Annotated in this window: 21 protein-coding genes; 9 read left to right on the plus strand and 12 right to left on the minus strand. The window is 46.7% G+C overall.

The window, feature by feature from the left end; translation table 11 throughout:
- Window positions 1-94: 94 nt before the first annotated feature.
- From hetR to RIE73_RS02805, 3 genes are all read right to left on the minus strand, one after another.
- Window positions 95-994, minus strand: a complete 900-nt coding sequence (gene hetR, locus RIE73_RS02795) for a heterocyst differentiation master regulator HetR (protein ID WP_446399732.1) — start codon at window positions 992-994, stop codon at window positions 95-97.
- A 273-nt stretch (window positions 995-1,267) separates the two neighbouring features.
- The gene (gene patX / locus RIE73_RS02800) at window positions 1,268-1,534 is read right to left on the minus strand and encodes a heterocyst-inhibiting protein PatX (RefSeq protein WP_446399733.1); all 267 of its coding nucleotides are present in this window, start codon (window positions 1,532-1,534) and stop codon (window positions 1,268-1,270) included.
- Window positions 1,535-1,876: 342 nt separating this feature from the next.
- Window positions 1,877-3,700, minus strand: coding sequence for an FAD-dependent oxidoreductase (locus tag RIE73_RS02805; RefSeq protein ID WP_446399734.1), 1,824 nt, complete (start codon window positions 3,698-3,700; stop codon window positions 1,877-1,879).
- A 149-nt stretch (window positions 3,701-3,849) separates the two neighbouring features.
- Here RIE73_RS02805 and RIE73_RS02810 point away from each other — a divergent pair, with 149 nt between their 5' ends.
- The 3 genes from RIE73_RS02810 to RIE73_RS02820 all read left to right on the plus strand — a co-directional run bounded on the left by RIE73_RS02810 (window position 3,850) and on the right by RIE73_RS02820 (window position 5,087).
- Entirely contained in the window at window positions 3,850-4,077 is a 228-nt protein-coding gene (locus RIE73_RS02810; RefSeq protein ID WP_446399735.1) for a photosystem II protein, Psb35-related, read from the plus strand.
- A 322-nt stretch (window positions 4,078-4,399) separates the two neighbouring features.
- A complete protein-coding gene (gene msrB / locus RIE73_RS02815) occupies window positions 4,400-4,846 on the plus strand; it encodes a peptide-methionine (R)-S-oxide reductase MsrB (RefSeq protein ID WP_446399736.1) in 447 nt (148 codons plus the stop codon).
- Window positions 4,847-4,880: 34 nt separating this feature from the next.
- Window positions 4,881-5,087, plus strand: coding sequence for an RNA-binding S4 domain-containing protein (locus tag RIE73_RS02820; RefSeq protein ID WP_446399737.1), 207 nt, complete (start codon window positions 4,881-4,883; stop codon window positions 5,085-5,087).
- A gap of 180 nt (window positions 5,088-5,267) precedes the next feature.
- Here RIE73_RS02820 and RIE73_RS02825 read toward each other — a convergent pair whose 3' ends face one another.
- Complete coding sequence (locus RIE73_RS02825) at window positions 5,268-5,531, minus strand: hypothetical protein (protein WP_446399738.1); 264 nt, start codon at window positions 5,529-5,531, stop codon at window positions 5,268-5,270.
- Between the two features lie 593 nt (window positions 5,532-6,124).
- Window positions 6,125-6,316: a hypothetical protein gene (locus tag RIE73_RS02830; RefSeq protein WP_446399739.1), complete on the minus strand. Its 192-nt coding sequence runs from the start codon at window positions 6,314-6,316 to the stop codon at window positions 6,125-6,127.
- A gap of 256 nt (window positions 6,317-6,572) precedes the next feature.
- Here RIE73_RS02830 and gap point away from each other — a divergent pair, with 256 nt between their 5' ends.
- Complete coding sequence (gap, locus tag RIE73_RS02835; protein ID WP_446399740.1) at window positions 6,573-7,586, plus strand: type I glyceraldehyde-3-phosphate dehydrogenase; 1,014 nt, start codon at window positions 6,573-6,575, stop codon at window positions 7,584-7,586.
- 159 nt (window positions 7,587-7,745) lie between these two features.
- Entirely contained in the window at window positions 7,746-10,133 is a 2,388-nt protein-coding gene (gene ppsA / locus RIE73_RS02840; protein ID WP_446399741.1) for a phosphoenolpyruvate synthase, read from the plus strand.
- A gap of 19 nt (window positions 10,134-10,152) precedes the next feature.
- On the opposite strand, the gene RIE73_RS02845 is transcribed toward ppsA, so the two are convergent.
- A complete protein-coding gene (locus RIE73_RS02845) occupies window positions 10,153-12,579 on the minus strand; it encodes a 3'-5' exonuclease (protein ID WP_446399742.1) in 2,427 nt (808 codons plus the stop codon).
- Between the two features lie 273 nt (window positions 12,580-12,852).
- Here RIE73_RS02845 and RIE73_RS02850 point away from each other — a divergent pair, with 273 nt between their 5' ends.
- Together RIE73_RS02850 and rpsU are read left to right on the plus strand one after the other, a co-directional pair.
- Window positions 12,853-13,140 (plus strand): RNA recognition motif domain-containing protein, encoded by a 288-nt coding sequence (locus tag RIE73_RS02850; protein WP_446399743.1) that lies wholly within the window; start codon window positions 12,853-12,855, stop codon window positions 13,138-13,140.
- A gap of 285 nt (window positions 13,141-13,425) precedes the next feature.
- The gene (rpsU, locus tag RIE73_RS02855) at window positions 13,426-13,617 is read left to right on the plus strand and encodes a 30S ribosomal protein S21 (RefSeq protein ID WP_006103066.1); all 192 of its coding nucleotides are present in this window, start codon (window positions 13,426-13,428) and stop codon (window positions 13,615-13,617) included.
- 134 nt (window positions 13,618-13,751) lie between these two features.
- Here the strand turns inward: rpsU and RIE73_RS02860 are convergent, their stop codons facing one another.
- Window positions 13,752-16,214: a VIT domain-containing protein gene (locus tag RIE73_RS02860; protein WP_446399744.1), complete on the minus strand. Its 2,463-nt coding sequence runs from the start codon at window positions 16,212-16,214 to the stop codon at window positions 13,752-13,754.
- Between the two features lie 1,070 nt (window positions 16,215-17,284).
- On the opposite strand from RIE73_RS02860, the gene RIE73_RS02865 reads away from it, so the two are divergent.
- Both RIE73_RS02865 and RIE73_RS02870 read left to right on the plus strand, forming a co-directional pair.
- The gene (locus tag RIE73_RS02865) at window positions 17,285-18,136 is read left to right on the plus strand and encodes a class I SAM-dependent methyltransferase (RefSeq protein ID WP_446399745.1); all 852 of its coding nucleotides are present in this window, start codon (window positions 17,285-17,287) and stop codon (window positions 18,134-18,136) included.
- 37 nt (window positions 18,137-18,173) lie between these two features.
- Window positions 18,174-18,989, plus strand: a complete 816-nt coding sequence (locus RIE73_RS02870; RefSeq protein ID WP_446399746.1) for a phosphatase PAP2 family protein — start codon at window positions 18,174-18,176, stop codon at window positions 18,987-18,989.
- Window positions 18,990-19,402: 413 nt separating this feature from the next.
- Here the strand turns inward: RIE73_RS02870 and minE are convergent, their stop codons facing one another.
- From minE to RIE73_RS02895, 5 genes are all read right to left on the minus strand, one after another.
- Complete coding sequence (minE, locus tag RIE73_RS02875) at window positions 19,403-19,696, minus strand: cell division topological specificity factor MinE (RefSeq protein WP_446399747.1); 294 nt, start codon at window positions 19,694-19,696, stop codon at window positions 19,403-19,405.
- 83 nt (window positions 19,697-19,779) lie between these two features.
- Entirely contained in the window at window positions 19,780-20,577 is a 798-nt protein-coding gene (gene minD, locus RIE73_RS02880; RefSeq protein WP_446399748.1) for a septum site-determining protein MinD, read from the minus strand.
- Entirely contained in the window at window positions 20,574-21,359 is a 786-nt protein-coding gene (minC, locus tag RIE73_RS02885) for a septum site-determining protein MinC (RefSeq protein ID WP_446399749.1), read from the minus strand. Before minC ends, minD begins: the two co-directional genes overlap by 4 nt.
- 408 nt (window positions 21,360-21,767) lie before the next feature.
- Window positions 21,768-22,034: a hypothetical protein gene (locus RIE73_RS02890; RefSeq protein WP_446399750.1), complete on the minus strand. Its 267-nt coding sequence runs from the start codon at window positions 22,032-22,034 to the stop codon at window positions 21,768-21,770.
- A gap of 179 nt (window positions 22,035-22,213) precedes the next feature.
- A complete protein-coding gene (locus RIE73_RS02895) occupies window positions 22,214-22,447 on the minus strand; it encodes a hypothetical protein (protein WP_446399751.1) in 234 nt (77 codons plus the stop codon).
- Between the last annotated feature and the right edge of the window lie 2 nt (window positions 22,448-22,449).

Below are 22,449 nucleotides of genomic sequence, written 5' to 3' on the forward strand. Positions count from 1 at the left end.
GTTTCGAGTTCGCCTGAGTTGACTGAAAAGGCAAAAAAAGTCCTCGGAGAAATAACCAAGGACAAATCAATGACCAATAACCAATGACAAATAACTATTCTATTTGCCGACCAAAGACCATTTGTAAAACCATCGGTTTACCATCATCACGATGATATTTATCCGCCCAAGCGCGAATAATCTCATCAAGTTCTCCCATGGCTTGATCAACATTTTCTGGTGGAATATCCAATTCCTCCAACACCCGCATCACACCGTCCTGACGTTCTGCCCACTCTTTCATCAACCGGAAGTACTGCGCCGTATCCTCCACCATCGTGTAGGTACGTTCTTTGCCATCTACGGGCGAATACGAGGCACTGGTCAGAGCATAATAGGGTAAACCCCAAGGACAATCAATGCGCGTTACGGTGCCCGAATAAAGCAAACGGCGCTTAATATGTTCCGCCATGGCTTCCGAAAGCGATGCCCGCCGTTCCGGGGGTAAATCTTCCTGAGAACGACTGTGCAGAAACTCAATCAGTTCCATGAACTGTAAGGAACTCACCACCTGGGCATCGGGGAGATGATCCGGCAGCTTTTCCTCAAGAATGCGTTTTTCTTCCCTGTGCAGGCTAGTGCCAGAAATCCGCGATCGCCCCGGTTGCCAGGGATACTGATCCATCCACACGTAAGGAAACTGAATCAAATAACGAGGTTCTTGAGACCCCAACATCTTCAGCAGTTTTCCTTCCGTTAATGCCTGTCGAACTTCTTCAACAATAACCTTGACCCGCTTTGGCTCAATATGGTGTAAATGTCCGGTCATCCGGATATTTTCACTCTGTTCCAAATAGGTCGTGTAAATCGCACATTTAGCAGCAGTCGCCGCCGCATCTAGAAATGCCCCATGTCGGTGTCCACTGGTTCTCATTGCGCTGAAAGCCAGATATATCATAATCTGATCCATGGCGCTGGGGCTAAGGCTTTTGATCAGATCGAGATGATTAGTCATTTTAGGGAGCGGTCACATCGCATGGGTACAACAGAATAAAAGGTAATGACGAACCCACGGCTTCACCTAAACCAGCGAGTCCAACTTAAAAGCAAAACATGCGCTTAATTTAAAGCACCCTAATATTAAAGTCTAAATTCTCCTTAGATTATAGACGACGGAAGATAAACAACCTAGGAGATACCATTAACTGGAAGACCCCCTGGATGGGTCACAACTAGGGGGGATAATTCTTCCAGGAAAGTATATATTATATCAAATGGCACTAACTACCTATGCCCAAGTAAATTCGCGCCGTCCACTACCCCGGTGACAAATTGGGGGCGCGAGGGTGTCTTGGGAGGTGAAGAAACGCCGTTGTCCACCGCGATTGGTCTCAGGAGCTTGAGGACCGGCGTCTCCAGTTTTCACTAAAGACAACAGCGAGTGGTCAGGAGTAGACTGAAAAAGTGAGACCGAGCGATCGCGACTATCATGAGCATGGACAGCACATGAGAGCGTAAGCAGGCTCACTAAAGCAACAGAAGTGTAAAAGCGCATAGCAGATGTCCGTGTCAGGGTTTCTAGTCCCTGTTACGGACTCTTTACTCATGGTTCAGGAAAAATTCCCGCCAGAGTTAATGTGGATTGTGTGAAGTTTAATGGTAGACTAGCTTGTTTATCTTCAAATTGTTCCCGATTTTGGGTGGGAGGTATGGGGTGTCGGGTGTCGGGTGTCGGGTGTCGGGTGTGTGGGGGAGCGATGTTCCTTTCCGTGCCATGGCATGTCTGGGAGCAAGAGCAAGGTTGTAGGGGCGGGTTTTACCCATAACATTTTGGAGACAACCCCTAACCTAACTAAACCCGCCCTTTTTAGCGCAACAGGAGTAGACTAATCCCTGATCACTGCAAACTGTTCACCAGCAACCAGTTTCCCGCCGGATTCAAACGTCCCCACCCTTGTAGCTGTTGCTGATCAGGATAATGCTGGAGTTGCTGATTAACATCCGGTTGTACCGTAATCAACATCCAACTTTGACCCATAAGACTTTCAGGTTCGCTCAGGATAATCATGTAATCCTGGTCAGCACGACGTTGGAATATGCCAGTGAAATAGATTAAGGTATATGATTTGCGATTGGTGATTAGTGATTGGTGATTGAGGAAATTCTCCCCCTGCTCCTCCTGCTCCCCCTGCTCCCTCATCTCCCTCATCTCCTCAACCATCCCCGAACTGGGATAATCCTCTGGATGATCCAAGTAATAATGTTGCCAGTACCGCCAATCGGGATCATCAAGGGATTTATTAAATATAGGAATCATGACAGCCGGGGCAATAGCATCGCCCAACAACGCCTCTTGAATATGCCGGACAGGTAACTCCCTCGGTTGACAGCCCAGTTCCACAGACAACGCCGCCGCCATTCCTGCGGCTTGACCCAGATTCATCACCACAGGTTGCAACCGCGTCGAACCATTGGCAATATGAGAAACTGAGATGTTTTTATCACACACCAACAAACCATCCATGGACACTGGCAAAAGGCAACCATAAGGAATCGTAAATGGCGTTCCCGTCCAACGCCCTCCCCAACGGATAGATTTTGGGGCTAAGGGAAAGGTAAAACCGGGATAATGATGGTCATTGGCATAATTGCCCACAGCAATTCCGGTGAAATTGCCTGACTCATCCAGGGGCAACGGTGCGACTTGACCCCCCAGTATTGGTAAAATATCTTGCTCCCGCAATGTCACCATCCCCACCAGACGCCGACTTTCTCGATAATAAGGATGTAGGGCGTAAGCCCCACCCCCAAGGGACGCCTCTGGAAACATATCATTGGCTAAACCATAACGCTGTCCTAGTTGAGATTGAATAAAACAGGCAAAGCCTTGACTATGCCAACGGGCTTCTTGGAGAAACTGCTGTCGGGATGCATCCGATTCCACTAAGCGCCCAACTCCCTCACCATAATCATTGCCACGTTGGGGCCAATTCAGCATCAAGAGTCCCCCAGGTAAGCGTCCGTAATTGAGAAAGGATTCCACCCCATAACCCTCCCACGCCCCAAAAAACTGTTCTGGCTTGTATTCAGGCGGGGGCGGAATTTCTGGCGCTGTATCGCTGCCAAAATCGTTGAGGATGACCACCCAGGTTGGTGCTTGAACCGGATAGCGTTGAGTCAAATCATTGTCAGCAACAGGCGCACTCGGTTCACCAAAGCGCGATCGCATTTCCCACCCCCAGCGATAGGGAATCTCGGCTAATTCCAGTACATCTGCTAATTCCGTGGCGTCTAGGATGACTTTAGCGTGAATTACAACATCAGCAAATCGCACCCCGGTGACACAATCCCCTGCTGTTAATACCGCTAACGGCGTTTGTCCAGAAATCCACTTGAGGTTGGGTAATGCTTGCACCCAATCGGCAAAAACTTGAGCGCCAATTCTAGGGTGGTAGGTAAACAAACTCACCCAGCCATGATCAAGTCCTCCGGGCTGTCGCTGTTTGAGTTCTCGCAAAAATGCGCCCCATAACCCCGTTTGCCACGCGGCTAATTCATTGCCATCGGGCGCACAGACCCCTGCTGTTGTTAGCATTCCCCCTAGCCAGGAAAACTCGCTGACTAAAATTGTGTTGACACCTCGACGTGCGGCTTGGATGGCTGCACTTGTGCCACCTGTACCACCACCGACAACTAAAACCTCGGTTGTTAATTCATTCACAGCGATCAATCAATGGGTCGGGGATAGTGATTATCATCACACCTACACCAGAGTCAAGTCACAGATGCATTTTGTAATGATTCGTTACATTATGAGTAACATAAATTTACAAAGTTGCTAAACCAAGGAGAACGATTATGATTAGCCCAATGGTTATCTTAGTTTCATTGTTTGTCGTGGGTTGGGTCGCTGTTGCTGTCATCGGCACTCAGGCTTACTTTAGAGGCGAACAGAGAAAGCCCATCCACGATCGCAACTGGCGTTCTGAGTCCTTTGAACAGCTAGCCCAGTCGATTACCGGGACTGAGACCAATTACAGCGATCGCACGCCAGCTTACAAGATGGATGCTTATGCGAGCAATAACTTGCCATCCTAGTACAAGAAGGCAGAAGTCCGAAGGCTCCATGGCAGAAGGCTATAAGGAACATAATGTAGCTGCTTTTAAGCAGCTTGTTAACTGGTTAGTATTTGAAGCCGCGCTGCACTAGCCACATCCTCTGTCCGCTCAACGCTTTTCCACACCACCATCTCCCTTTTCGCTGTATTTGGTGGTAAGGACGATGGAGATGGTGGGAAAGGAACGATAGGATTAAATTGGGTAGGATTGCCAAGAGGGTAAAATCCCCATTCTCCCTCTACAGCCTACCCCTAATATCCTAATAGAACCTGATGTTCGCCTAGTTAAGGAAGCTGAAACCATGATTCAGAAAGTACAAAAGAGTGACGCCGAGTGGAGACAAAAGCTTACCCCGGAACAATACAAAGTGACCCGACAGAAGGGAACAGAACGCGCCTTTACCGGAGAGTATCACGACAATAAGCAGCCGGGTGTCTATAAATGTGTCTGCTGTGGCAATGACTTGTTCACCTCCAAAACCAAATATGATTCTGGCACGGGTTGGCCCAGTTTTTGGGCGCCGATTGATGAAGAAAACATCAAATACGAAGCCGATAATAGTCTGTGGATGCGTCGCACTGAGATTCTCTGTGCGGCTTGTGATGCTCACTTAGGTCATGTCTTTAATGATGGACCGGCACCAACGGGTCAGCGTTACTGTCTAAATTCTGCCTCGCTCAACTTTGTCAAGTCCGATCAGGTTGAATCAGAATCTGAGGCGAAAACTGATAAATCTGCAACTACCTAATCTGACTCCAGATCAGCGATTTGTCTATTTTGGCATGACCAGCCCCATCCAAACCATTAAGTTAGATCAGTTCCTCAAGTGGGTAGGTATCGCGTCCACAGGTGGCGAAGCCAAACTGATGATTCAAGACGGTGATGTTACTGTTAATGGCATCATCGAAACTCGACGCGGACGTAAATTAGTTGCAGGCGATTTAGTTAGCGTACAAGGAGAAACTTATCAGGTTGGAACTCAACTCTAGCCCGGATTGATCAGAGGTTTCGCTGATCTAAGGGTTTCGGGTTTGTGCAGCAAGCTCTATTTAGCAGCTTGTCAGGGCGGGTAAGGGGCGCTTAATCCGGTTCCCCACTCCCTCTTCCCTGTTCGCTGTTCCCTTTTTCTCACGCTCAATTGTATCCGACTTTCTGCCTTTTGCTATAGCTTATATTTCCCATTCGCGACAGTGAATGAGCAAGTCGTCTAAGTTTGTCTCGAACTCCTTCCAGTCATTAAACCAGATCTCCCTGTTGTTATCTTTTACAGGGTAATCAGCATCCCAGTCCTCGATAAAAGCATCAGCATCCCAGTCATGGGATAAAACATCGGTATCCCATTCCTCGAAGGAGGCATTCCTATCGTTCTCTGTATCTTTTAATAGAAGTTCTATATCTCCTTCGCTGATTGTATAATTAGCAAATACTCTCATGATTGGTTCCCCGCTTGCTCTCAAGTCAATCTAAATCATAAACCAAATTACAGTTAAATCATCTCTCAGTTTTCGGAAAAATCCTGTAATTTAATCCATGAAAAATAGTGATTATTCTCACCGAATTTGGTGATAAACAGGGAAATAAATTGTGACTTTTAAAACGTTTACTTGTGATTAAGGTCACAGATTTTTTTGGAAAACCACAGCTTGAGCTGTTGCCAGAACCTTGTTATATACATTTAGTTACTTAAATTGTCTCATGACCAATAGATTTACATTTATGTAAATTATTGTAACTAAAATTCTCACAATTTACCACTAAACCTGCGCTTCTAAGTTGTAGAGACGTTGCATGCAACGTCTCTACCATAAGATGCGTCCTAACCGCTATAGCGATTGCTATACCTGAAGATAAATTTTGTTAACAGAGTTAAGAATTATAAATATGGATGGTGATGGTGGAAGATGGGACAAGCAGACCCAAACCAAGCCAGGAAAACTATCAACTGACTCAGGAAAACCCAAGCGTGAGAGATCGCCAGGGTCAGAAAGTGAGATTGTAGCCACTATCTAGACTATCACTTCCGTCTTCATCTCGGAAGATAGGGAGTGAGAAAGCCGCCAATGACTCTGGCTAGAAAGCGCTGTGGAATTCTTAGCACAATGTCATCTAGTAAAAGTCTGAGGGATATCGCTTGATCATTTCTTCCCACAGACAGACGATAAGCCGCTTTTTGCATATCTACAGTTAAGGGTGACAGGTTGCTGGTGCTGGTCAGCATACAAGACGGTCAACCTGTAGGAGACGAGTGATAGCTAGTACAAGAAGGCAGGAGGCAGGAGGCTCCAAGGGGAGAAGGCTTATACAATAAGACGGGAGCCCCTTTTTTAACTGGAGAGTTACTTCCGCCGCGCTGGTCTAGTGACCTGCTCTTTATAGCCGTAGCTATTTCCATTTGACCAGCTTCATAGTAAACATCCTTAGTGCGCCAGGTAAACGTATTCTCTTCATAACCAAAAATTACAGGAGATTTAATCATGACCAAGATAGCAATTAATGGGTTCGGGAGAATTGGTCGAGCTGTTTTAAAGATTGCCCTTGACAATCCCGATTTAGAACTGGTTGCGATTAACGATTTAGTTCCTCCCGATAATCTTGCCTATCTGCTCAAATATGATACTGTGTACGGCAAATACAATAAAAATGTAGACAGTACCAAGGATAGTCTAGTTATCGATGGTAAGTCCTACCAAATCTTAAGTGAAAAAGATCCAGCGCAACTCCCTTGGCGTGACTTAGGCGTCGATCTTGTCTTTGAATGTACGGGGATCTTTACGAAAAAACCCGATTTAGAAAAACATATCCAGGCGGGAGCCAAGCGGGTGATTCTTTCTGCACCGGCTAAAAGTGAGGGAGTCACAACGATTGTACATGGTGTCAACCAACCGGATGAATCAGAGCAGATTGTTTCCTGTGCTAGCTGCACCACGAATTGCATTACTCCCGTTGTTGAAGTCATGGGACGCCGAATCGGGATTAAAAAAGCCATGATGACAACCATTCATGCTTATACATCTACCCAAGCGATTGTGGATGGACCGAGTAAGAAATTCCGGCGGGGGAGAACAGCAGCGGCTAATTTAGTTCCCACCACGACAGGGGCTGCTGTCGCCACAACCCAAGTCCTTCCCCAATATCAAAACAAGTTTGATGGGGTAGCAGTACGGGCGCCAATCCCTGTGGGTTCCATTTCTGATATTATTTTCGTCACCGACAAATCAACTAGCGTTGACGAAATTAACAGTATCTTCAAAGAAGAAGCCGGAAGCGAACGCTATCAAGACATTTTAGCGGTTTCCGAAGACCCAATTGTTTCATCGGATATTGTGCAAGATCCTCATGCTTCAATTGTCGATTTAACCATGACTCAAGTCGTTGATGGTGACTTGGTTAAAGTCATGAGTTGGTATGACAATGAATGGGGATATGCGTCCCAGATGATTAAAGAAGCGGTTCGTATGATCAAGGAATCAAAACAAACAGCTAGCTAATTTCAGCAATTGATTGGGTTGGGTTTAGTCTTGTAGGGGCGGGTTTTACCCCTATCTTTTCGATTGCACCCATAAGCGACTAAACCCGCCCCGACTTCTGCCAGTTTCGAGACTGTTTCATGCATAGATAGTTCTATTTTATTTCTGTTAACAGTAATTATGACAAGCAATAATAATCAGTACATTCGTTGGTTTGAAAATCTCACCTCTGATGATGTGTCAATGGTTGGTGGGAAGAATGCTTCATTAGGTGAAATGATTCGCAGCCTAAAAGATGAAGGTGTCCGGGTTCCGGATGGCTTTGCGACTACGGCTGAGGCTTACCGTAAATTCCTTGACGCTAATCAGCTCAATGAAAAAATTAAGTCGCATTTATCGGAACTCGAACGTGAGAAAACCCCCTTAGAACAAGTCGGAAAAGCTATCCGTAAACTATTTCGTTCTGCCGAATTTCCCGAAGACATTGCCGGTGAAATTCGCGAGGCTTACGACCAACTTAGTCAACGCTATAATACCCAAGATGTAGATATCGCAGCCAGAAGTAGCGCGACGGCTGAGGATTTACCGGAAGCCAGTTTTGCAGGTCAACAGGAAACGTTTCTCAATGTTACTGGCTATGAGGAATTACTCGAAGCCTGTCGTAAATGTTATGCTTCATTATTTACCGATCGCGCGATTAGTTATCGACAGGCGCAAGGCTTTGACCATCTGAAGGTGGCGCTTTCGGTAGGGGTGCAGAAGATGGTGCGATCAGATAAAGCCAGTGCTGGGGTGATGTTTTCCCTGGATACTGAGACAGGCTTTCCCGATGTCGTCGTGATTAATGCGGCGTGGGGATTGGGTGAAAATGTGGTACAGGGTTCAGTCACGCCGGATGAATATCGGGTGTTTAAACCTTTATTAGAGGATGCCAATCTCCAGCCGATTATTGAGAAAAAACAGGGCGCGAAAGAGAAGAAAATGATCTACGCTAAAGGGGGAAGCGAGACGACGCAAAATATAGACACATCCTCCCAAGAGCGGAATTCCTTTGTCTTAAAGGATGAGGAAATTTTACAACTAGGTCAATGGGCAAGTGCCATTGAATCCCATTACCAAAAACCCATGGATATGGAATGGGCAAAGGATGGGGATACAGGCGACTTGTTTATCGTGCAAGCGCGTCCGGAAACGGTTCAATCCCAAAAAGAAGCCGGATCATTAAAAACCTATAGCCTTAAGGAAACGGGCAAAGAAATCATTTCTGGACTGAGTATTGGGGATGCGATCGCGGCGGGTAAGGTGTGCCGAATTAAAAGCGCCGAAGAGATTGACCAATTTGAAGAAAATTCCATCCTAGTGACCGGAATGACTGACCCCGATTGGGTGCCAATTATGAAAAAAGCCGCCGGGATTGTTACCGATCACGGGGGACGCACCTGTCACGCCGCCATTGTCAGTCGGGAGTTAGGCATTCCCGCTATTGTGGGAACAGGTGAGGCAACTAGCACGTTAGACGATGGTCAGGATATTACCATTTCCTGTGCCGAAGGCGATCGCGGCGTGATTTATCAGGGGATGTTGGAGTATGAGGAATCCGAACTCAACCTGGACGAAATCCCCAAAACCAAAACCCAAATTATGATGAATATTGCCAGTCCCGATGCAGCATTTCGCTGGTGGCGATTGCCCTGTGAAGGGATTGGTTTGGCACGGATGGAGTTTATTATCAATAATGTGATTAAAATTCATCCCATGGCGTTGATTCATTTGGATGAGTTAGAAGATAAAGAGTCACGCCAGCAGATTCACCAATTGACTCAGGGGTATGAGGATAAGACCGAGTATTTTGTCGATAATTTAGCCCGGGGAATTGCCAAAATTGCCGCCGCCCAATATCCGAATCCGGTGATTGTGCGGATGAGTGATTTTAAGACCAATGAATATGCGGACTTGATTGGCGGTCAACAATTTGAGCCAGAGGAAGCCAACCCGATGTTAGGGTTCCGGGGTGCATCTCGGTATTATAGCGATCGCTACCGGGAAGGGTTTGCTTTGGAATGTCGCGCCCTGAAACGGGTACGCGAAGACATTGGCTTCAATAATGTAATTATCATGATTCCCTTCTGTCGCACTCTGGAGGAGGCGGATAAGGTTCTCCACGTCTTAGCTGAAAATGGACTCAAGCGGGGGGAAAATGGGTTAGAAGTCTATGTAATGTGCGAAATTCCCTCTAATGTGGAGTTAGCTGAGGAGTTCTCTGAACGCTTTGATGGCTTCTCCATTGGCAGTAATGACCTCACCCAGCTAGTGTTGGGGGTAGATCGGGATTCTGGGGATCTGTCCCATCTATTTGACGAACGTAATCTGGCGCTTAAGAAAACAATTCGGCGACTGATTCAAACCGCGCATCAGTGCGATCGCAAGGTGGGGATTTGTGGACAAGCCCCCAGTGATCATCCGGATTTTGCTGCGTTTTTAGTGGAAGCGGGAATTGATTCAATTTCCCTGAATCCAGATAGTGTAAGTCAGGTGAAGCAGCAAGTCGCCCAACAGGAAGGTAAATGATCCTAAGTCTGGTAAGTATTCACCCGGACATAATATGACTCAACCAATAGGTATTTAGCTGTTCAGAAAGAACGTGCAAGGCTGTTACCATGTCTGCATCTACATCGCGGTTGTGAATATCGACAATTAGGTTATAGGCAAGCTCAAAGTTAATCCGATCGGTTTTGTCCATGATGGCAAATAGTCCGTTTGGACTGTGGCTAAGCTTGCCAATTTCCTCTTTGCTTTTTTTGCCCGTAATCTGGGGTTCTCTAGCATCGCGGATGAGGCGAAACTGGGTTTGAGGATGGCTGAGAACAAGCTGATTGAAGTTGGCGATGCGGTGAAAAAAGGAAGAGCTACTGAGGTTGAGAAAGCCAATGACAAACGTGCGATCGCCAATTTTAAGCTGTAAGTGTTCGGGAAGGACTTTTTTTCCCAGTCGCAGTTGATCAATGTCGATGGACTGGAGTAGCCCAAAGGCGGCGACAATTTCGTTAAGTTTTCCCCAGTCGTCGCTATCGCTGATAATCTGGGGACGGGCATCGTAGTCTTGTTCGAGTTCTCTTTGCTTTTGGAGGAGGTAATCCGCAACGATTTCGTCCGTCTCTCTCTCCACTTGAGCAACAGTAGGGTGTTCGGTAGAGACATCGGAGGTAGCGATCGCCTCTTGAGGAAAGGCGCTGAGGGGTTGTAATGGTGTGGTGATACCTGCGATCGCTTGCTTGAGTTGGTTAACCTCGTTCTCTAGTCGGTGCAGTCGGGTTTCGAGACTCGTGGAGGACGTCGGCTTTGAGCAAGCCAGAGGCGCAGACGGTAAAGGAATGTTTTGAGCTTTGTAGCGGTAATAAGCAGCCGCACGGTTGAGAACCGCACGGATCGAGTTTTGGCTAAGAATGTCGTCGAGTTCACTACGCTCAAATAGCTGGTTTAGGTCAAGGTCAACGGATTGAACTTTGAGACTGAGGATATCACGCAGCTTGTCATTGTTAGGTCGATTCAGGTGTACTTTGTACTGGGATACACGATCAACAACGGAACCATCAAAGAATTGCTGAAATTGCTCCCAGCGATCGGGAAAAAGGTTGAGAATAATCAGACTGTTGGGAATGTGGGTTAAAATTTCTTTAACAGCACTGCCAAAGTTTTTGAGCAGGGTAGGCTTATCACTGAGTCCTTCGAGTTGATCGAAAATAATAATCAATGGTTCATCGAGAGTGGAGAGCTTGCCAAAAGTGGCGATCGCTTCCAGGGAGAATTCCTCTTTACTTATGTCCTCTTGCCAGTTTTCCAATCCGATGTCTTTTGCCTGTTCGTCGGGAATTTCACTGACGGCTAGCCATCGCCGCACCATATCTTTTTTGCGCCGATCCGTGTAGCGACAAAACTTGAGAATCCCTTGGAGTATTGCCGCAGAATATCCAGCCGCCGTGTAACGATTCGTCCACCAGTCCATGATGTGACGTTCAATGTACTGCCACCAATCGCGGTTTCGTTTTGTTCCCTCTGAACCAATCCGGCTGTAAAGACTGAGGCTGTCTTGTTCCAATGCGGAGAGGATTTGCATCCCCTTCTGTGTGGTGGTAACTGTTTCGATGGATTTGAGGATTTTAACAAAGCTGTTGGCAAGCAGTTGATCTAACTGGGTGTGGGGAGTGTCGGGAATGCCTTCAGCAAAGGATTCAAGAATGCGAGCATAGGTATGATATAGAACGGCGTTGGCATTATTGGGCTGGCGGATAAATAGCAGGCGATTGGTTTTCAGCCGTTCTTGGGCGAGTCTCATCATTAGGTGGGTTTTACCCGCTCCGGCTTCGCCAATGACAACCGCACCTTTGCTTTGCTGGTTAGGATCGCATTTGATGTCGTTGATGATGGACTTGAGGATTTCGTATTCGCTATGATAAACCGCTTGCAGGTCAATGTGATCTTGGAATGGTGTGTCTACGCGGCTACTACTAAAAGGGTTGTAGGTGTTCCGGAGGCGTTCGTACATAGCCAGATGTTCTTTGAGTTTTCGGTAGAGATGATAAGTAAACTCGGCATCGTAGCGTGCCGTATGAGCGCAGTTGGCGTCGAATAGCCTGTTTTCAACTCTGAGTCGGAAATGCTTGCTCAGATATCCGAGTGAGTATCCAGGCAGATTGGGAAAACATCGTCGTGCCAGTTGGCAACTACACTCGAAGGAAAACGAGGGCAACCTGACTCTGGCTTGAACAAAGCTGTTGTGCAGCACCTGGCTGTCGTGGGCAGCATAGTGGCAGACAAGTGTTTTGCCCTGAGCCAGCGCCGCAAATTCGCTCACGATGTCGCGCAAACTCTTGCACTTGAGGCGAATGGCTGTATTATTTTGATGATCTTCAGTGAAGGCTTCATAGATGAGCTTCCCCTGACTGTCGATGACGGCAATTTCGCTGAGAGCGCTTTTCCCCTCCGTGTCAATAACGATGAACTCTCGCTCTGTCATATCCGATAAGTTCTACGGCAACCAACCCAACCTGGAACAAATTGGCTCCCTGTTTCCTTTCCTAACTAAAATGTCCCGCCTTAGATCATGGGCAAAATGCTGAACTAAAATTTGAACCTGATCATATCTTGCCAAACTCCCGGCATCGGTGCTAGAGTGTGTATGGTTGATTTTCGGTAGAGTAAGCTTGTTTCGATTTTTTCGATTTCGATTTTGTCCGCAGGCACTTCTCCGATTTAACACGCTACAGGTTCAGTAAAAAGGAAGTGTCCTATGTCTATTTACGTTGGTAATTTGTCCTACGACGTTACTCAAGAGGATTTGACGGAAGTTTTTGCCGAGTACGGTACCGTCACTCGAGTGAGTGTGCCTAAAGATCGTGAAACCGGACGTCCCCGAGGGTTCGCCTTTGTGGAAATGGAGTCTGAGTCGAACGAAACCAATGCCATTGAAACCCTTGATGGTGCTGAATGGATGGGGCGCTCAATGAAGGTTAATAAAGCAAGACCACGGGAACGCAGCAATGGCAATCGCGGTGGCTATAACCGTGGTTCTTTCTAAATAAACTTGCTCCACTTCCCCACCCGCCTGTACGGTGGGGATCGATAGTAGGTTTTTCCTTGTGCGTGTCATACTGATATCGCTACACGGCATGAGGGCGGTGACATAAATCGCGCCTTGTGAGAAAACTTGTTTACCGCGATCACGTTCAGTGTTTAGCGGTGGGAGTTTCAAAAGCTGATTTCCTTATTTTTTATTAATAAGGAAATAACTAGTTATGGCTTTTGAACGTTGAGGGCAGGTAAATGTCTGCCCTTTTTGTGTTGAGCTTCAAAGGAGGTAAGCATGGCTCAAGTTATTATTGGAGAAAATGAAGGAATTGAATCTGGATTGCGACGATTTAAGCGCAAAGTATCTCGCGCTGGGATTTTCTCAGACATGAAGAAGAACCGCTTTTTTGAAACTCCCTTGGAAAAGCACAAACGCAAGGAAATAGCCCGACACCGACAACAACGCAGATATCGGAAACGGCGTTGAGTCATTAGGTGAAAAGATGTTTCTGCTGTAGGGGCTTGGTTACCAAGCCCGTACTAAAATTGTGGAATAGTTTTTACCATTGAATCGGGCGCAAGTCTTTGCGCCCCTACAGTTTCCTCGTCACACCCTCAGATCTAGGGCATTCGCAAGGTAACTCGAATTGTTCCAGTAACGGATTCGGAAGTAAACCAGCCTGAGAGCGATCGCCGAATGGGATCGACAATGGTGGTATCCTGTAGAGTAGACTCAATATCGTCGAGGATTACTCGTTGAACCGCACCATCGCGAATCTGCAACTCGAAGATAATTTCTCCTGTGAAACCCTCTGGGAGATTCAGGGATTGTAAATGTTGAGTCAAAGACGCGATCGCATTCTCTTCTTGTTCCGGTTCTAACCCTTCAATCTTCACCACCTGAAGTGGAGTTGAACCTTGGCTTAAGGTATCAGCCTCTTGTGATTGGGGTTGGGGAGTTGGTGGAGGCGCAGCCGAACGTTGCGAAGAACCTACTGTCCTCCTCGATCGAAATCTAATATTTCCAGGAGCTCCACGAGTTCCACTACCCGCCGTTCTCGATGGTGTATAACTATTGGGTACGTTCCGAGTATATGTTGTATTATCCGCCGTATCACCAAAAATTCCTTCATAACTCACCCCTTCTGGTAACTCAACTGGAACTTGTACCCGTCGCCGCGTTCCATCGGGTTCCACTCGGACTTCTTCACTCACCGCCACAAATGCCGTATATTGCGATAATAAGCGATAGCCTAACGCCGTCTGCGTTACCGCCTCTACACCCGACTTCGTTTCACCGCCAAACATTTGATTCATCAAGTCTTTGATCCGGGCGCGTCCCCATAATTGAGCAATCGCCGGATTATCGGTACTTTGATCAAAATTCACCGATAGGGTTTGTTCATATCGTTGACCCCCCGCCGCCATTCCGGTAATCTTAATCGTGCCATTGCGACGGTCTGATTTCCGTCCAAACAAAACCAAAGGTTGATTGGCAAATAAATCCGGCGCAGCTAGGGGGTAGATTTGCGCCGATGTCCCCTCTCCTTGCCAACTGACCTGAATATCGGTTAATACTGGATTATTAATTTGGCGGACGAAGGTTTCCGCCACCTCTTGCGTGGGTTCATCCTGACGAATAATTTTGGCTGTACCCCGCCCCACCTCAGCTAAACGGTTCAGCAAGAAGCGATTCACTGAACTCCCGACACCGAAACTATAGAGACGATTACCGGGTTTGAGTTGTCGTTGTACCTCAGCAATCACCTCCGACTCATTGCCAATATAGCCATCAGTGAGTAAAACCACACTTCGCAGGCGATTGGGTGCAGCCGGGGGGAAGTTCAACACCGCCCGCATCCCATTCATTAATTCTGTACCACCATCTGCCTGCAATCCATTAATATAATTCAGTGCCTGAGTGCGATTTTGGGCGGTATTGGCTAAAGGTTGCGGCGAAAGCTGAGTCGTCGTATTGGCAAAATCGATAATTGTAAACGTATCGTCAGGATTCAACCCATTAATAAAGCGGCGCATCAATTCCTGTGATTTCAGCAACGGTTCACCCCGTTGGGAACCCGATGTATCCATGAGAAAGACAACATCCTTAGGTACTATCTGATTAGGGCGATAGTCTAGGGCGGGGATTAGGTAAAGGGCAAAATGTCCACCCCGTTCATCGGCTTGGGAAAGGATAGTGGCTTGCGTGCGATCGCCTGCGACTTGATAGCGTAAAATTAGGTCTTTGTTGGGAATTGTGTCTTCCCCGCCTAACTGTACCTGTACCGTTTCACCTCGGCGTTGGGTACGAATCTGATGGGAAGGGGAACGCACCTCCTGAATCGGGACGCCAGCATTAATCTCTACGGTTAGATTAATATCATGTCCTGAACGAGTTCCCGGTTTGAGAACTGGGGGGGTAATTCGGGAGGCGTCGGGGACTTGATTCGTATTTCCACTATTACCAATGGGATTACCGGGAATATAGCGGGGTCCAACAACCATGGGAAACACAAATTCATAGTCACCGCCCTGAAATTTTAGGCTATCGGTGTAGCGAATCGTGACATCAATCTGTTCTCCGGGTTTGATATTCGCCAGAGACTGGGTAAAGATATTTGCCCGTTCTTGTTCCAATAGTCCCGCCGTTCGTCCTTCCTGACGCGCCTGTTCGTAAATGGCTTGGGCTTCCTCACGTTTTTTAATCTCCCCTTTAATCGTGCGATCGCCGATTCTAATCTCCATATCATACACCGCCGCCTCATCAGGCAAGGGGAAGACATAGACGGCTTCTAAGGGTTCCGCAAAGGGGTTTTCAAAGGTCTGGGTTACTTCAACCTGAGAGACATTCCCCGTAACTTGGGCATTCACCTCGGTATGCTTGAGAGGGAAGACTTGCTGTTGTCCCTCTTCCGATTGAACGTATAACCCGCCCACAGAACGTTCTTCTTGATTATTGGCGAGAGTTTGGCTAATCACTCGTGTCGGTATCTTAGCCGGAACTTGAGACAAGGCGATAGGGACAACGATGCCAAAGGTACTGGTTAGGCATAAGGTTATAGGTATAGAATAAATAAGGTTCATAGAGTTTTGTTAAAAAACTTTCGAGTGCGAGAGAGTATCAGGTCAATCAGACTGATAACACGGATGGGAAGTTTCGCCACATCTACTCATCTTCCTGATCAAGTAATTCTAACAAACCCACTGTCCCCACAAAGAACGTATAAGTCCCATAGACGATGGGTGTCTTTTGTCTAGAAGGCGCATAAGCCCCTGCGATAATCCCCTCAACTAAATGAATGGTAACGGCAAAACGCCCCAGCCAAAAAACGGGTTCCAGGATTGTAGGGACACTCAGATCCCAGAATGAAGCATAAATATTCCAGAGTTCTAGTGCAATTGCCCCACTGATCAGACTGGTGGATATAACTTTTATGGCGTTGAAAATGTTTTTTTTTGTTTGATAGACTTTAACTGCATAATCAGAGTCAAGCGTTTTGAATGTTCATTAGCTTACCATAAAACTCCCTGAAGATTTCCTGGTTCTGCCGCAAGGTTAGGGATTGTAAGGATTATCAGTGAAAAGAATACCCTTTCTTTTGTGTCTTTCTTGCTCCCCTCTCCCCTGGTGGGAGAGGGGCTGGGGGTGAGGGGGTTGTAGCTTAAGTTGACACCCATGGTCGCTGATCAAATGTAACGGTGTCAGAATTAACTTGTCTCGACTCGCCCCCGTCTAATGTAGGCGGTGTTTACCTTTAATTTACGATACCCGATGCAGGGCGACCCGGTAAAATTAAAAGGTTGGTGGTGTTCATTGGTGCAGCGGGTCGCCCCTACGGTGTTTGTCTTGAATTTCTGATACCTGATCCAGTATTTGTGCGATAAATTAGGGTGGTTGTATTATTTATTTATGCGTTTTTCGGCGGTGTCTACCTTTAATTGCCCATGCATAATTCAGGGCGACCCAATAAAATTGAGCGGTTGGTTATATTGATTCGTGCAGCGGGTCGCCCCTACAGGGTTTGTTTTTAATTCCAGATACCCGATTCAGGATTCCACCGATAAAATTAATAGGTTGGTTATGTTAATTTGTGCAAGGGTTCGCCCAGTGGTTGTTTTTGATTATAGACAAGCTATGAGAGGAAAAGATTATCATGTCTATCCGTAATAACCGAATAGGAGAGCTTTTACTGAAGCCAATCATAAGCATCCTGATTGGTCAGGATCAACTCCAGTTCTATGAAACCATTGATTGGCAAAAGCAGAGTGAACGTTTCCGACAAACCAATCTCATTTATCCCGACTATTATAGCCAGCCCGACTTTCATGGTATTGAAGGCGGCTATCTTAATCCTATAGCAGCTATCACTTATGATACTGTGACGGCTTATGCTTCCCCACCCAATGAAACTCGGATTCGCGAACAGTTAATAACGACTATTGAGAACCAGCCCAGTCGAACTCTCGATCTCGGTTGTGGTACAGGTTCGACAACGTTGATGTTAAAGCAGGCGTTTCCGGAAGCCGTTGTTATCGGATTGGATTTGTCTCCGTATATGCTGATTGTGGCAGACTACAAAGCACAGCAAGCAGGGTTAGATATAAAATGGCAGCATGGTTTAGCTGAAACTGCGGCTTTTGATGATACTTCGTTTGATTTAGTCACAGTCTCCATGGTATTACACGAAACGCCACCCCAGATTTCTCAGTTAATTGTACAAGAATGCTTTCGCTTGCTGAAACCTGGAGGACAATTAATTATTCTGGATGGAAATCAACGGAAACTTCGTTATGCTCACTGGTTGATAGAACTCTTCCGAGAGCCCTATTCAAAAGACTATGCTGCTCATAGTGTCGAGGATTGGATGATAGCGGCTTTTTTTAAACAGGTGCGAACCGAATATGCGGGATGGATTCATCAAATAACATCTGGGATTAAGCCAATAATACAAGAATATAGGGCAGATAATATAAGTAAAGCAGCTAATATTTCAGGGATAAATTAATATTTTTATCTGGATATAACTTTACAAAAAAGGCGCGATGACAACCATTGAATGGATTCAGGAACTGCTAGGACAACGCTTGCAGCCTTTAGTCTTTGCGATTACTAATCTCGGTTCAGACTATGCCTACATCGCATTCCTCACCCTATATTACTGGTTAATCGATCCGTGGACAGGTCGCCAGTTAGGACTACTCCTGGGGATTAGTTATGGGTGTAATACAATCCTCAAAGAACTATTTGACATGCCCCGTCCCTTCGAGTTAGATTCGGATATCGCCTCGGCTGACGCGATCGCGACGAGTGAAAATGCGTCGTTTCCCAGTGGACATGTCCAAGGTTCAGCAACCTTTTGGATTTACTTATCCTTACACCATCGCCGCCTCTGGCTATGGCTGTGGAGTCTAATTCTACTCCCCTTAATTGCCCTATCGCGCCTCTACTTAGGGGTTCACTTTCCTCTGGATGTAGTCGCCGGATTGATTGTAGGTATTCTTTTTGCGGGGATAGGTACAGTCTGGTCTATTCCGGTCAAACCGAGGTTTATCGTTCGGGTTGCGGTTGTTGTCATGACGTTTTTTCTAGCAACTGTATGGGAACCTCTAGCGCGTTCTTTGGGGGTCATTACCGGGTTTTTTCTCACCCAACCTAAGTTTACACCACCCTCCACTTGGAAAAGGCGATTGCTCTTGGGCGGAATCGGTTTAACCTTAGTCTTAACCCTTTTTATCGGTTCAAGATGGATTTTAGGGGACTGGCGAAATCAAGGATGGGTTACTTATTGGCGCTATAGTCTGCTTACCCTATTTGCTACTGAGATTGTACCTAGACTTCTTCATCGCAAAACTTGGTAAGTGGCTCATCTTATTGTACAGAAAAATGTATCTAAGAATGAATAGGACAAATTTGGTTGTGCTGAGATATTGCCGCACTGATAATATAGCAGTACCAAGGCAGGTTAGGACATTTTTGCTGTTGCCTGTTGCCTATTGGGATAAACTGATGTCCTAACGTGTGCGTAGTGCTATACATCCCAAGTTACCGTGTGGTGGGCAAGAGCAACAAACGATAATATAAGGGTTTCAATGTTGATAACTCTTACCCACCCTACCTAAAATCGACTACCTAAAATCGACGTATTGAGACTGGTGCAAAATGTGAGTTATGCCAAACCTGGATTTACTACCCCTTCATAATTCAGTCCGCGCAGGCGGACTTTGTTTGTATAGCCGTGACTTCCAGTCGCCAGGGCAAAAAGAGATTTTCTTTAGTCAACCGACGGTAAGGGAGGTTCTTCTTCCTTAACTCGGCGGATGGGGAGATTGGCAATTAACGCTGTTGCCCGTTGGTTACTTTCTAGGGTAAACTCCAAACCCTCTTGATCAATCTCCACATAACGAGACACTACTTCTAGGATTTCGGAACGCATTGACTCAATCATCTGGGGACTGAGATCGGCGCGATCGTGGGCAATAACTAGTTGTAGGCGGCGTTTTACTTCCGCTCGACTGTTTCTGGCACTTGTCCAGGGAAAAAGTCGTTCTAGAAGTTCGCTAATCATGGGGTTTTGCATCCGTGGTGAGGGAGGAGTGGGGAGTGATGAGTTGGGTTAATTGAAAACTCAACACTCAAAATTTCAATACTTCAACTGCGGAACATGCGACGGATACGATTAATCAAGGTGTCATGTTCTGCCATCAAATCCAGGAAGGGAACTTTATCACCTTCCAAACGCCGAGCAATATTGTGAATAGCAATACCGGGAAGCGTGAGATTTTCCGCTAGGGCTAAAGGTTCGCCCCGGTTACTGGAAACAATCACGCGCTCATCATCGGGAATCACGCCAATTAAGGGAATGGCTAGAATTTCTTGGACATCTTGAACAGACATCATTTGGTCAGCTTGCACCATGGCAGGTTTGAGACGGTTAATAATCAGGAAGATGCGCTTAATGCCTTGAGCTTCCAGTAAACCCACGACGCGATCCGCATCTCGCACGGCGGCAATTTCTGGCGTCGTCACGATTAACGCCTCCGACGCCGCAATAATCGCATTCCGGAATCCCATTTCGATTCCGGCTGGACTATCAACCAAAATATACTCATACTTCTGGGATAGCACAGCGATGAGTTTTTTCATTTGCTCAGGGCTAACCGCTTCCTTGTTCCGGCTTTGGGCAGCCGGAAGCAGTACCAATCCCTCTTGGCGCTTGTCTTTAACCAACGCCTGTTCTAAGCGACATTGCCCTGCGAATACTTCAATGGCGGTATACACCACCCGATTTTCCAGCCCCAGGAGCAAATCTAAGTTTCTTAGACCAAAATCGGCGTCAATGAGTGCCACCTGACGACCTAATTTAGCGATCGCCACGCCTAAATTCGCCGTAACCGTTGTTTTACCCACCCCTCCTTTGCCAGAGGTGATCACTATAATACGACTCATGAATTTAACAATAACTGGGTCTTAGCAAAATCAGCAGCTCTCGCAATACGAATACCTTGGGGTGTGACATACGCCACTTCTGGGTAAAACTCAATCGGTGGCGTCTCCGGCGCCCTAGCCACAGCATCCGCAATTCGGAGTTGGGTGGGTTCCATTTTCAGAGCCATAATCCGACAGGAACGATTACCATCGGCTCCCGCATGAGCTACCCCGCGTAGACGTCCCCAGATGAAGATGTCTCCGGCTGCAATCACTGTACCCCCCGGATTTAGGTCTCCCAGTATAACAATAGTACCAGGATGGCGAATTTCTACACCCGATCGCACGGTCATTTGTAAGTATAGGGGTTCAGTTAACTCCTGAGAGAGTTCAGGGGTTTGATGGAGAGAATACGTTGCCGATTGTTGCTCGACACAATATCCGGCTGTCGCCGCAGCAACGGCGGTTTGGCGGCGGCTGGTGTACACCCGCGAGATTCGCAATCCAACGTCGTTCAATACATCCGCGATCGCTTGTAACTTCAGCCCATCCAAGAGTTGATCACCTGCCATCAGATGTACCGTACCTGGCACTTGCCAGAAGCGATCGCCTCCATGATAGCGATGCTTGAACTGCTGCCACAGATCAGACCAACTGGCATCTGACATATCTTCCACTGAGGGCAAGATAAGCTGTAATCCTTCCTCGGTCTGTTTCAGGCGGACTTGAGACTGGCAATCCACTGCCATGTCGCTCTCAGCAACCGTTGACATAGATAATCGTTGGTCAGAATCTGAAGTCATGCAACCACAGGCGTTCTTATCGGCAAACAACCTAAATTAAACGACATCGTACCTTAAGCGCAAGTCTTGGTCGAGAACTTCATCAACGACTCCGCCCATGTTAATCATAAAACGCAGTTTCTTACGCTCCTTCTGACCCAGCCCAGACAAAGCTCTCCTCTGCTTACAAGTCTTTGTCCAATTTTTATTTAGTTTAATCATTGACACTCCCTCGCCTGAGACGAGGGATTCTTCTCTCATCCAGAAGCCAAGCGAGTATTGATTTTCATCAATACATGCCTAGGCTAACTGTCCGGAAGCGTTTACCCAGTATTCCTGGGAGATTCGCGTATGCCCTACGCTATCCTTAGCTTTGATCAAAATATTTATGGCAGCATTCCAGTCTCTATCGAGGACAGTACCGCTGTCCTAGAATCGACTGATGCCAGCCCAAGCACGTTCCGCAGCAGCTTGACGTGCCATTGAATTTAAAGCAGCAACAAAAGGATACTCTGGGTCTTCGGCTAAAACCTTGGTGTACTTGTTTAAAGTATACCGATCAACCTTTTCCTCTCGAGGAGCGTCTAACCAGTATCGCCAGCATTTGTTGCGAATAAACTGACCTATCCTTATTGCTTTGTCTATTGCTATAAGTTGAGCTTTAGAGGCTTTTGCTTTAAACTCGTAAACTAGCATCGTCTCGACCTGTCGATGTGTTATTCCAAGAGAGTGCTAACCGAATAATATCTATTAGTATAACACTAAAAAACCGCATCTAAACAATGCGATTTGGAAATCTTCGTACCTCCGATTTCCTGCTGTCCATCCCCACCCTACTTCGTTGAGGGTGGGGATTTCCGCGAAGATGTTAACGGTTAACTCACGGGTGGACTACTCACCTCTTGAACTGCTGAAGTTGGCGATTGTTCGACTTCATCCCTAGCAGATGTCGGGCTTGGTGTCAGACCCACTGACACTGAAGTCGCATAAACATCGGTCAAAGAGTTAGCTAGGTATTGCGAACTCTTTTTTGTGCGTTGAGCTACCATTAACAGCAAGTAAATGGCAACCAAATAAACAGTTGCCAGAACAGGAATAATCAAAGGCATAT

This window comes from Coleofasciculus sp. C1-SOL-03 (assembly GCF_040220555.1).
Taxonomy (GTDB): domain Bacteria; phylum Cyanobacteriota; class Cyanobacteriia; order Cyanobacteriales; family Coleofasciculaceae; genus Coleofasciculus.

What these genes read in the sequence shown, in the direction of transcription:
- RIE73_RS02895 (WP_446399751.1), bottom strand. Translation starts at nt 22,447, where the DNA reads ATGCCTTTGATTATTCCTGTTCTGGCAACTGTTTATTTGGTTGCCATT.
- msrB (WP_446399736.1), top strand. Translation starts at nt 4,400, where the DNA reads ATGATTCAGAAAGTACAAAAGAGTGACGCCGAGTGGAGACAAAAGCTT.
- gap (WP_446399740.1), top strand. Translation starts at nt 6,573, where the DNA reads ATGACCAAGATAGCAATTAATGGGTTCGGGAGAATTGGTCGAGCTGTT.
- RIE73_RS02825 (WP_446399738.1), bottom strand. Translation starts at nt 5,531, where the DNA reads ATGAGAGTATTTGCTAATTATACAATCAGCGAAGGAGATATAGAACTT.
- RIE73_RS02845 (WP_446399742.1), bottom strand. Translation starts at nt 12,579, where the DNA reads ATGACAGAGCGAGAGTTCATCGTTATTGACACGGAGGGGAAAAGCGCT.
- patX (WP_446399733.1), bottom strand. Translation starts at nt 1,534, where the DNA reads ATGCGCTTTTACACTTCTGTTGCTTTAGTGAGCCTGCTTACGCTCTCA.
- RIE73_RS02865 (WP_446399745.1), top strand. Translation starts at nt 17,285, where the DNA reads ATGTCTATCCGTAATAACCGAATAGGAGAGCTTTTACTGAAGCCAATC.
- RIE73_RS02820 (WP_446399737.1), top strand. Translation starts at nt 4,881, where the DNA reads ATGACCAGCCCCATCCAAACCATTAAGTTAGATCAGTTCCTCAAGTGG.
- RIE73_RS02830 (WP_446399739.1), bottom strand. Translation starts at nt 6,316, where the DNA reads ATGCTGACCAGCACCAGCAACCTGTCACCCTTAACTGTAGATATGCAA.
- RIE73_RS02890 (WP_446399750.1), bottom strand. Translation starts at nt 22,034, where the DNA reads ATGCTAGTTTACGAGTTTAAAGCAAAAGCCTCTAAAGCTCAACTTATA.
- rpsU (WP_006103066.1), top strand. Translation starts at nt 13,426, where the DNA reads ATGGCTCAAGTTATTATTGGAGAAAATGAAGGAATTGAATCTGGATTG.
- RIE73_RS02850 (WP_446399743.1), top strand. Translation starts at nt 12,853, where the DNA reads ATGTCTATTTACGTTGGTAATTTGTCCTACGACGTTACTCAAGAGGAT.
- minD (WP_446399748.1), bottom strand. Translation starts at nt 20,577, where the DNA reads ATGAGTCGTATTATAGTGATCACCTCTGGCAAAGGAGGGGTGGGTAAA.
- RIE73_RS02860 (WP_446399744.1), bottom strand. Translation starts at nt 16,214, where the DNA reads ATGAACCTTATTTATTCTATACCTATAACCTTATGCCTAACCAGTACC.
- minC (WP_446399749.1), bottom strand. Translation starts at nt 21,359, where the DNA reads ATGACTTCAGATTCTGACCAACGATTATCTATGTCAACGGTTGCTGAG.
- hetR (WP_446399732.1), bottom strand. Translation starts at nt 994, where the DNA reads ATGACTAATCATCTCGATCTGATCAAAAGCCTTAGCCCCAGCGCCATG.
- RIE73_RS02810 (WP_446399735.1), top strand. Translation starts at nt 3,850, where the DNA reads ATGGTTATCTTAGTTTCATTGTTTGTCGTGGGTTGGGTCGCTGTTGCT.
- RIE73_RS02870 (WP_446399746.1), top strand. Translation starts at nt 18,174, where the DNA reads ATGACAACCATTGAATGGATTCAGGAACTGCTAGGACAACGCTTGCAG.
- ppsA (WP_446399741.1), top strand. Translation starts at nt 7,746, where the DNA reads ATGACAAGCAATAATAATCAGTACATTCGTTGGTTTGAAAATCTCACC.
- minE (WP_446399747.1), bottom strand. Translation starts at nt 19,696, where the DNA reads ATGATTAGCGAACTTCTAGAACGACTTTTTCCCTGGACAAGTGCCAGA.